A 9,462-nucleotide genomic window follows, 5' to 3' on the forward strand; every position below is an offset into this window, starting at 1 on the left:
GGGCAGGTTGTTGATGGCGTTGGACAGGCCGGGGGGGGGGCGCCCGGGGGGCGGGGGGGCCCCCGGGGAGGGTCTCAGGTCAGCCGAGGCGGTCGAGCAGCGCCCGGTGCTCCTCCCACAGCTCCTTGGGCAGGTGGGAGCCGAACTTCTCGAAGTGGGCCGGGATCAGCGCCGCCTCCTCGCGCCAGACCTCGGGGTCGACGCTGAGCAGGGTGCGCAGGTCCTCCTCGGACAGGTCGAGGCCGTCGGTGTCGAGCGTGTCGGGCAGCAGCCCGATCGGCGTCGGGACGGCCTCGGCCTCGCCGTTGAGCCGGTCCACGATCCACTTGAGCACGCGGCTGTTCTCGCCGAAGCCGGGCCAGATGAACTTGCCGTCGGCGTCCTTGCGGAACCAGTTCACGTAGTAGATGCGCGGCAGCACGACGTCCTCGCGCCGGCCCAGCTCCAGCCAGTGGCCGAAGTAGTCGCCCATGTTGTAGCCGCAGAACGGCAGCATGGCGAACGGGTCGTGACGCAGCTCGCCGACCTTGCCCTCGGCGGCGGCGGTCTTCTCGGAGGCGACGTTGGCTCCGAGGAAGACGCCGTGCTGCCAGCTCAGCGATTCGGTGACCAGCGGCACCGCGGTGGCGCGGCGTCCGCCGAACAGGATCGCCGAGATCGGCACGCCCTTGGGGTCCTGCCATTCGGGGGCGATGGTCGGGCACTGGGAGGCCGGGGTGGTGAAGCGGGCGTTCGGGTGGGCGGCGGGCTCGCCGCTGGCGGGCGTCCAGGACCGGCCCTTCCAGTCGGTCAGGTGGGCGGGCGGCTCCTCGGTGAGCCCTTCCCACCACACGTCGCCGTCGTCGGTGAGCGCGACGTTGGTGAAGATGCTGTTGCCCCAGAGCGTCCTGACCGCGTTGGCGTTGGTGACCTCGCCGGTGCCCGGCGCGACGCCGAAGAACCCGGCCTCGGGGTTGATGGCGTACAGCCGCCCGTCGTCGCCGAAGCGCATCCAGGCGATGTCGTCGCCGATCGTCTCCACCTTCCAGCCGGGGATGGTGGGCTGCAGCATGGCCAGATTGGTCTTGCCGCAGGCGCTCGGGAACGCGGCGGCGATGTAGCGCACCTCACCGGACGGCGGGGTCAGCTTCAGGATGAGCATGTGCTCGGCCAGCCAGCCCTCGTCGCGGGCCATGACGCTGGCGATCCGCAGGGCGTAGCACTTCTTGCCGAGCAGCGCGTTGCCGCCGTACCCGGACCCGTACGACCAGATCTCGCGGGTCTCGGGGAAGTGGCTGATGTACTTGGTGGAGTTGCACGGCCACGGCACGTCCGCCTGACCGGGCTCCAGCGGCGCGCCGACGCTGTGGACGGCCTTGACGAAGCTGCCGCGCTCCTCGATGAGCCGCAGCGCGCGCTCGCCCATCCTGGTCATGATCCGCATGGACACGGCGACATACGCCGAGTCGGTGATCTCCACGCCGACCTGGGAGATCTCGCCGCCGAGCGGCCCCATGCAGAACGGCACCACGTACATGGTGCGGCCGCGCATGCAGCCCTTGAAGAGCTCGCCGAACGTCTCGCGCATCTCGTCGGGCGCGATCCAGTTGTTCGTCGGCCCGGCGTCCTCCTCCCGCTCGGAGCAGATGAAGGTACGGTCCTCCACGCGGGCGACGTCGCTCGGGTCGGAGGCGGCGTAGAAGCTGTTGGGCCGCTTCGCGAGCCGGGTGAACGTGCCCTGCTCCACGAGGAGGTTGGTCAGGCGCGTCCACTCCTCCTCAGAACCATCACACCATTCGATCCGGTCCGGTTGGGTAAGCGCGGCTATCTGATTGACCCATGTGACCAATTCGACATTGCTGGTCGGGGCGGGAACTTCCACGGTTACGGACACGACAGCGGCTCCTCCACTCTCTCAGGGCTCGCTCATCATCGACGACGACGACACCGGAAAGCCAATTGGCGTAGACCTCTCGACCTCGGGCGTCACCGCAGGCAGCGGCCTTGACGATCCGGGGACCCTACCCACCGCGACCGGCTTTAAAAGAGAATCTCAGAGCACTGGTATATACCAATCGGAATGGTCTAAACCAATTCCCGCAAATGGTTTAGTCCATTCTCTGGGAATTGACGTCGGGCCCTTCGGCCCGGACCCGGTCGACATGCTGCAGCGCGTCGCGCAGATCGGCGAGCCAGGTGTCGGTGTTCCGCCCGACCAAGCGGACGCACCAGGCGAGGGCGTCGCTGCGACTGCGTGCCACGCCGGCGGCCACCAGGGTGTCGAGCACCTGCCGCTCGGACTGCCGCAACCTGGTCATAACCGGCACGGACAGTGTGGTGAACATCACAGTCCGGCCGGCGCAGGTGACGCCCCAGGAGACCTTCTGCCGGAACCTCCGCTCGGCCTCCTTGGCGATCTCTATGCGGCGCTCCCGCGTCTCCTCGCGGAAGCGGCCGATGAGGCCGTCGACGAGCGCGGCCCGCTCGGCCTCGTCCATGTCCCCGGGCGGATCGGGCAGGGTGCCGATGACCGCGATCTCCTCGCGGTCCCTGGCGATCTCCGGCGCCCCGGTGAACCAGCCCTCGGGGAGCCGGCCGGTGAACCAGCCGCGCACCTGCGCGGTCGCATCGGTTGTTTCCATGTAATCACCATTACATAGTTGCTTCGGAAATGCACCCCCGAGGCCGTCGCCGTACCGGCGCAGGTGCGGCAGCCCGGGCGGGGGCGTAGTTTACGGAGCGTGGACCTGGATTTCGTCTGCCGCCACGCGGGCCGCCCGGCCACCGCGCTGACCCGCAGAGACGTGGCGCGGGCGCTGCTGGCCGTGCCCTCAGGAGTGGCGCTGGTGGCGCTGCCCGACCTGCGCAGGGCCCTGATGTCCGTCGGCAACCCGCTGACCCTGCCGTTCTGGGAGTCGACCAGGGCAGCGCTGGCCTCCATCGAGTCCGGCGCCGCCACGGTGGGCGACGTCCAGCGGTGGATCGAGTCCACCGGGACCGAGCCGATCCTCATGACGCCGAGCTACTTCGTCTGGCCGGAGGAGGACGAACGCGGCCCGGTGGCCCAGGAGATGCACGACCTGCTCGTGGCCCACCTGGAGGAGCGGGTGCGGGCCGGCGAGATCGACCCCGACGCGCTCGCGTCCGGCGACCAGCGGGCCCGCAGGGCGTACGAGGAACTGCAGGAACGCTGGCTGGCCACGCCGCTGCCCGACGGGCGGGTGCCCGGGTTCTCGGTGAGCGACGAGCAGGACGAGGAGATGTTCTCCGCCTGGGACGAGGAGGAGGCGTTCGCGCTGTCGGAGCTGCGCCGCGTCATGGCCGGGCTGCCCAAGCAGCCCGAGCTGCCGGTCGCCGAGCTGGACCGGGCCGCCACCCGGCTGCGCGCCCTCCTGGCCGCCGCGGGCTACCCGGGCAACGTGCTGCGGGCCTGCGCGGGCCTCGACGAGGCGATGCCCGACGACGACGCCGAGCTGTGGCTGACGGTGGCCGCCGGCATCGCCGGGCCGGTCGCCGACCTGCCGGAGGAGGCCCTCCTGCTGGAGGAATTCGCCGACCTCGACCGCGAGGTCAGCCTGGAGGACGAGATGCTGGCCCATCTCTGCGCCATCCAGCACGCCGACTGGCTCGCCGCCGTCGCGGCGCTGGCCCGGACCGGGCCGGGCGTGCTGGCCTCACCGGAGCGGATCGCCCGCCTGATCGCCGAGTCGGAGGACGTCGACGTCGACGAGCACGACGCCGGCGACCTGACCGCCACCGAGAGCCTCTTCGAGCCGGTGGTCGCGCTCTGGGCCTGTCTGGGCATCGTGGACGACAGCGGCGTGCTCACGCCGCTGGGCTGGTGGGGCCTGCCCCAGGCGCTGGAGCGCGCCTGGTCACCTGGTGACTGAGGAGTCGAGCAGGTCCTGGTAGTCGGGGTGGCGCTCGATGTAGGAGGCGACGTAGCCGCACCGGGGCACGACCTTCAGGCCGGTGTCGCGGGTGAGGTCGAGCGCGTGCCCGATCAGCCGGCCCGCGAGCCCCTGCCCGCTGTGGCTCGGCAGCACCTCGGTGTGGGTGAAGACCACCTTGGTGGGCAGCAGGAGGTAGTCGGCGAACCCGACGACCTCGCCGTCGACCAGGATCTCGAAGCGGCTCTTGCCGGGGTTGTCGACGACGTCCTCGGACATCTACTTGGCCTTGTCGTCTTCGAACTCGCGCTCGTGCGGCACCTCGATCTTGCCCATCTGCTTGTTCATCGACTTGACGAGGAAGTAGAGAGCGAAACCGAGGGCAGCCACCACGACGAAGCCGAGCAGGCCCGGGCTGACCTCACCAGCTGCTAGAACCATCACCCCTCCAGTCTGCCATCCGGGGGCCGTGCTCCGGTCGCCGGATCAGTGGCAGGCCGGCGACGCCTCCTCGGCGTGGATGCCGGCGAACAGGTCGTCCTCGGGCAGCTCGGTGTCGACCAGCGAACGGGCCAGGTGGTAGTCCTCGGTCGGCCAGATCTCCTGCTGCAGCTCGCGCGGGCAGACGAACCACCAGCCGTCGGGGTCGACCTGGGTGGCGTGCGCCATGAGCGCCTCGTCGCGGATCTGGAAGTAGTCGCCGCACGGCACCCTGGTCGTCACCTCCCACTTGGCGGGCCGGTCCTCCCAGCGGGCGATCCAGTCGCCGTAGGGCGAGCCCATCTCGCGCGCCCGCATGGCCTCGTGCAGCGCCTCGAACCGGGCGCGGTGGAAGCCCATGTGGTAGTAGAGCTTGAGCGGCTGCCACGGGTCGCCGGTGCCCGGGTAGCGGTCGGGGTCGCCCGCGGCCTCGAACGCCTCCACCGACACCCTGTTCGTCATGATGTGGTCGGGGTGCGGGTAACCGCCGTCGTCGTCGTACGTGAGGATCACATGGGGCCTGAACTCGCGCACGGCCGCCACCAGCGGCGCCGACGCCACCTCCAGCTTCTGCAGGCCGAAGCAGCCCTCGGGCAGCTCCTCGTCCTCGCTCTCCGGCAACCCGGAGTCGACGAAGCCCAGGAAACGCTGCCGCACCCCGAGGATCTCCCGCGCCCGGTCCATCTCGGCCCTGCGCACCTCGGCGATGTCGGCCACGATCTCGGGCCGGTCCATCTTCGGGTTGAGCACGGAGCCGCGTTCGCCGCCGGTGAGAGTACAGACCAGCACGTCAACGCCCTCGCGGACATAACGCGCCATCGTCGCGGCGCCCTTGCTCGACTCGTCGTCGGGGTGGGCATGGACGGCCATCAACCTCAACGGTGCACTCACGGGCTCGATGTCTCCTCAGGACAGGGACCGATCAGTCGCCCAGAGAGGTAGTTTCTGCTGGGCGGTCGCGAGGGCATGACCCCCGCGGGCGACAATTGTCTCGGATAACGCCGAGGGAGTGCAGGGAGATTCCACCATGGCCACCAGAGATGTCGGGAACGGACCCGTTCTCGGCACCCCCGACGACTTCCCGGACCGTCCCGAACGCGGCGGCCGCCTCGTCGTGCACGTCGTCATCGGCGTGCTCGTGGCCATCGTCGCAGGCGGGTGGGGCTACGTCATGTGGTCGATGAACGGCAGCGCCAACGGCGCCGTCCCGCAGGTGGTGTCCTTCGCCGTCCTGGGACCGTCCGAGGCCGAGATCACCTTCACGGTGAGCAAGCCCGACGACCGCGAGGCGGTGTGCCGCGTCCGGGCGATGGACGTGCATCACGTGGAAGTGGGCAGCAAAGAAGTAAGAATTCCCCCAGCTGAGGGTACGAAGCAGGTCAAGGAACGCCTGGGCACCAGCGCCGAGGCGACTTCCGTCCACATCCAATACTGCAATCTCGTATAGTGAGACATTTGGGGAAGCGTTCGAGCGGCGGGCTTGTTAGCCTTTCGCAATTCCACCGTACGTGACCTTCAGTGATCTCAGGGCCCCCTAGGCAAGCAAGGAGAACCCGTGGCCGACTCTCGCGATGAGAACGTCACATGGCTGACGCAGGAGGCGTACGACCGCCTGAAGGCCGAGTACGAATATCTCTCGGGGCCCGGGCGCGTCGACATCGCCAAGAAGATCGAGGCCGCCCGGGAAGAGGGCGACCTGCGCGAGAACGGCGGCTACCACGCCGCCAAGGACGAGCAGGGCAAGATGGAGGCGCGGATCTTCCATCTGCGCCAGATCCTCGACAACGCGCGCGTGGGCAAGGCCCCCGCGGCCGACGGCATCGTGGAGCCCGGGATGACCGTGACCATCCGGTTCGTCGGCGACGACGACGAGGTCACCTTCCTGCTCGCCTCGCGTGAGGAGAGCGGCGCGCCGATCGACGTCTACTCGCCCAAGTCCCCGCTGGGCGCCGCGATCAACGGCAAGAAGATCGGTGACAAGGCGACCTACAGCATGCCCAACGGCCGCCAGAACACCGTCGAGATCCTCGAGGCCGTGCCCTACATCGGCAACTGATGCATCCTGAACGGCGCCGCCGGGCCCCCCAAGGCCCGGCGGAACTCATGCGCGGTGGTTCCGGCATCCGCCAGGACCTCGGCTTCCTGCTGAGGTCCGGCGGACGCCGTGACCACCGCCGCCTGATCCCGTTCATCGTGGTGACCCTGGTCGCCGTCCTCACCGCCGACGTCCTGCTGCTCGTGGAGCCCCGCGAGCCCGAGACACCGGCCGTCACCGAGCCCGTACGGGCCCGCCAGACGCCCCGGCAGAGCCTGATGGCCGACGCCAGGGCCGTGCCGCCGGTGGCGCCGGTCGGCAAGCTCCACAAGCCGCACGTGTTCGTCGTCACCCGCAAGCCGTTCACCCAGACGCAGTTACGGAAGATCGCCCGCCTGCCCGGGGTGCGCGCCCTGGAGCTGGCCGACGCGGCCAGCGTCAGGCTCGACGGCAAACCGGTGCAGACCCTCGCCGTCGACCCGTCCACCTTCCGCGCCTACACGCCGAAGGTGACGGCGACCTCCGACCCGCTGTGGACCAACGTGGCCGCGGGCGACGTCGCCGTCTCGTTCGTGCTCGGCAACGACGGCGGGCTCACCCTGCACCGCAAGATCAACGGCCCGGCCGGGCCGCTGCGCATCGGCGCCTACGCCACCACCGGATTCGGCGCGGTGGACGCGATCGTGTCCAAGGAGACCGGCCGGGCGCTCGGACTGCCCCGCGACAACGCGCTGATCATCAGCGCCCCGAGGACCGACTCCGCCAGGCTCCGCGACAGGGTTCTGCGCCTGCTGCCCAAGGGCTCCCAGGCGGCCCTGGTGAACCCCGTGCGGCCGCAGGCGACGGTCAGGGCCCGCGACTGGCCCGCCGGCGCGTTCATGACCGGGGAGCAGCTCACCGCCGCCCTGCGCGCCGCCGCCTCCAAGCTCGGCAGGCCGTACGTGTGGGGGGCCGAAGGACCGGACAGCTTCGACTGCTCCGGGCTCGTCCAGTGGGCCTTCGCCCAGGCCGGGGTCAAGATGCCGCGGGTGACGCACCAGCAGTGGGTCACCGGCCCGCAGGTGCCGCTCTCGCAGGCGCACCCGGGCGACCTGCTGTTCTGGCGGCACGACCCGACCAACCCCGGCTACATCTCGCACGTGGCGATCTACTGGGGCGACGGGAAGATGCTGCACGCCCCGCGCACCGGCGACGTGGTGAAGATCGTCCCGGTCAGCACCCGCAATCTGGCCGGCGTCGTCCGCGTGAGCCCGCAGGCGGCGGCCCAGGTCCGCTGACGCCCCCGCCCGTACCCGATCAACGTCCGCTCGCGGCGGTAGGGTGGCTGTTGGGACACAGGGGGTGGTGCCGTGAACCGGCTCGTCGAGGAGTCTTCGCCCTACTTGCTCCAGCACGCCGGCAATCCGGTCGACTGGTGGCCCTGGGGAGAGGAGGCCATGCGCGAGGCGCGCCGCCGCGACGCGCCGTTGCTGATCTCCATCGGCTATTCGTCCTGCCACTGGTGTCACGTGATGGCCCACGAGAGCTTCGAGGACCCCGGCACCGCCCGGCTGATGAACGAGCACTTCGTCAACGTCAAGGTCGACCGCGAGGAGCGGCCCGACGTGGACGCCGTCTACATGAGCGCCACCCAGGCCATGACCCAGCAGGGCGGCTGGCCGATGACCGTCTTCGCCACCCCCGACGGTCATCCCTTCTACTGCGGCACCTACTTCCCGCGGGCGCAGTTCCAGCGGCTCCTGACCGGGCTGCACCACGCCTGGGTCAACGACCGCGAGACCGTGCTCAAGCAGGGCGCGAAGGTGGTGGAGGTGCTCAACTCCGGCACCGCCCTGCCCAGCGGCCCGCAGCCCACGGCCGAGACGCTGGAGCGGGCCGTCGCCAACCTGCGCGAGTCGTTCGACCCGGTGCGCGGCGGGTTCGGCGGCGCGCCGAAGTTCCCGCCGTCGATGGTGCTGGAGTTCCTGCTGCGCTCGGGCGAGCGCGAGATGTCCGGCAGGACGCTGGAGGCGATGGCCCGCGGCGGCATCTACGACCAGCTCGGCGGCGGGTTCGCCCGCTACAGCGTGGACGCCGGCTGGGTGGTGCCGCACTTCGAGAAGATGCTCTACGACAACGCGCTGCTGCTGCGGGTCTACACCCACTGGTGGACGGCGACCGGCGAGCCTCTGGCCCGGCGGGTCGCGCTGGAGACCGCCGACTGGCTGCTGCGCGAGCTGCGCACCCCCGAGGGCGGCTTCGCCTCCGCGCTCGACGCCGACAGCGAGGGCGAGGAGGGCAGGTTCTACGTCTGGACCCCCGAGCAGCTGCGCGAGGCGCTGGGCCCCGACGACGGCGACTGGGCGGTCCGGGTCTTCGACGTGACCGGCACGTTCGAGCACGGCACGTCGGTGCTCCAGCTCCTCCGGGAGCCGGACGACCCCGAGCGGCTGGCGCGGGTGCGCGAGCGGCTGCTCGCCGCGCGCGAGCTGCGGGTACGTCCCGGTCGCGACGACAAGGTGGTGGCGAGCTGGACCGGGCTGGCCATCGCGGCCCTGGCCGAGACCGGCATGGTCTTCGACCGGGCCGACCTGGTGGAGGCGGCCACCGCCGCGGCGGTCCTGCTGCATGAGGTGCACGTCGAGGGCGACAGGCTGCTGCGCACCTCCCGTGACGGGCGCGCCGGGCGCAACGCGGGCGTGCTCGACGACCACGCCAACCTGGCCGAGGGGCTCATCGCGCTGCACGGGGTGACCGGGGAGACGCGCTGGTTCCGGCTGGCGGGAGCCCTGCTCGACACCGTGCTCGACCGGTTCGGCGACGGCACCGGCGGGTTCTACGACACCGCCGACGACGCCGAGCGGCTGTTCCAGCGCCCGCAGGACCCGACGGACAACGCCACGCCCTCCGGCCAGTACGCGGCGGCGGGGGCGCTGCTGTCGTACGCGGCGCTGACGGGTTCCGCGCGGCACCGGGACGCCGCCCACGCCGCGCTCGGCACGGTGTCGGTGCTGGCCGGCAGGCACGCCCGGTTCGCCGGGTGGGGGCTGGCCGTGGCCAGGGCCGCGCTCGACGGGCCTGTCGAGGTGGCGGTGGTGG

Annotated in this window: 10 protein-coding genes; 5 read left to right on the forward strand and 5 right to left on the reverse strand. The window is 70.7% G+C overall.

What is annotated here, in order from left to right; all coding sequences use genetic code 11:
- Positions 1–79 precede the first annotated feature (79 nt).
- Positions 80–1,873, reverse strand: a complete 1,794-nt coding sequence (locus OUY22_RS33820; RefSeq protein ID WP_270159354.1) for a phosphoenolpyruvate carboxykinase (GTP) — start codon at positions 1,871–1,873, stop codon at positions 80–82.
- Between the two features lie 214 nt (positions 1,874–2,087).
- Positions 2,088–2,621: a hypothetical protein gene (locus OUY22_RS33825; RefSeq protein WP_270159356.1), complete on the reverse strand. Its 534-nt coding sequence runs from the start codon at positions 2,619–2,621 to the stop codon at positions 2,088–2,090.
- A gap of 99 nt (positions 2,622–2,720) precedes the next feature.
- Between OUY22_RS33825 and OUY22_RS33830 the strand changes: the two genes are divergently transcribed.
- Positions 2,721–3,869 carry a hypothetical protein gene (locus OUY22_RS33830; protein WP_270159357.1) on the forward strand — a complete coding sequence of 383 codons (1,149 nt, stop codon included), beginning with the start codon at positions 2,721–2,723 and terminating at the stop codon, positions 3,867–3,869.
- On the opposite strand, the gene OUY22_RS33835 is transcribed toward OUY22_RS33830, so the two are convergent.
- Genes OUY22_RS33835 through mca form a run of 3 tightly spaced genes read right to left on the reverse strand, consistent with a single transcriptional unit; the run spans position 3,855 to position 5,240 of the window.
- Positions 3,855–4,148, reverse strand: coding sequence for a GNAT family N-acetyltransferase (locus tag OUY22_RS33835; protein WP_270159358.1), 294 nt, complete (start codon positions 4,146–4,148; stop codon positions 3,855–3,857). The two genes, OUY22_RS33830 and OUY22_RS33835, sit on opposite strands and share 15 nt — an antisense overlap.
- The gene (locus OUY22_RS33840; RefSeq protein ID WP_270159359.1) at positions 4,149–4,310 is read right to left on the reverse strand and encodes a hypothetical protein; all 162 of its coding nucleotides are present in this window, start codon (positions 4,308–4,310) and stop codon (positions 4,149–4,151) included.
- A gap of 45 nt (positions 4,311–4,355) precedes the next feature.
- Positions 4,356–5,240, reverse strand: a complete 885-nt coding sequence (gene mca, locus OUY22_RS33845) for a mycothiol conjugate amidase Mca (RefSeq protein ID WP_270159360.1) — start codon at positions 5,238–5,240, stop codon at positions 4,356–4,358.
- Between the two features lie 136 nt (positions 5,241–5,376).
- Between mca and OUY22_RS33850 the strand changes: the two genes are divergently transcribed.
- The 4 genes from OUY22_RS33850 to OUY22_RS33865 all read left to right on the forward strand — a co-directional run.
- Positions 5,377–5,796 carry a DUF4307 domain-containing protein gene (locus OUY22_RS33850; protein WP_270159361.1) on the forward strand — a complete coding sequence of 140 codons (420 nt, stop codon included), beginning with the start codon at positions 5,377–5,379 and terminating at the stop codon, positions 5,794–5,796.
- Between the two features lie 108 nt (positions 5,797–5,904).
- Positions 5,905–6,405, forward strand: a complete 501-nt coding sequence (gene greA, locus OUY22_RS33855) for a transcription elongation factor GreA (protein ID WP_270159362.1) — start codon at positions 5,905–5,907, stop codon at positions 6,403–6,405.
- A 47-nt stretch (positions 6,406–6,452) separates the two neighbouring features.
- Positions 6,453–7,661 (forward strand): C40 family peptidase, encoded by a 1,209-nt coding sequence (locus tag OUY22_RS33860; protein WP_270159363.1) that lies wholly within the window; start codon positions 6,453–6,455, stop codon positions 7,659–7,661.
- A gap of 72 nt (positions 7,662–7,733) precedes the next feature.
- Positions 7,734–9,462: thioredoxin domain-containing protein (locus OUY22_RS33865; RefSeq protein WP_270159364.1), on the forward strand; the 1,729-nt coding region annotated here is incomplete at its 3' end.

Origin of the sequence: Nonomuraea corallina, from assembly GCF_027620315.1 — a bacterium.
GTDB lineage: Bacteria > Actinomycetota > Actinomycetes > Streptosporangiales > Streptosporangiaceae > Nonomuraea > Nonomuraea corallina.

Excerpts from the sequence above, each read along its gene's own strand:
- OUY22_RS33825 (WP_270159356.1), bottom strand. The coding sequence starts at position 2,621 with ATGGAAACAACCGATGCGACCGCGCAGGTGCGCGGCTGGTTCACCGGC.
- OUY22_RS33860 (WP_270159363.1), top strand. The coding sequence starts at position 6,453 with ATGCGCGGTGGTTCCGGCATCCGCCAGGACCTCGGCTTCCTGCTGAGG.
- OUY22_RS33840 (WP_270159359.1), bottom strand. The coding sequence starts at position 4,310 with ATGGTTCTAGCAGCTGGTGAGGTCAGCCCGGGCCTGCTCGGCTTCGTC.
- OUY22_RS33835 (WP_270159358.1), bottom strand. The coding sequence starts at position 4,148 with ATGTCCGAGGACGTCGTCGACAACCCCGGCAAGAGCCGCTTCGAGATC.
- OUY22_RS33850 (WP_270159361.1), top strand. The coding sequence starts at position 5,377 with ATGGCCACCAGAGATGTCGGGAACGGACCCGTTCTCGGCACCCCCGAC.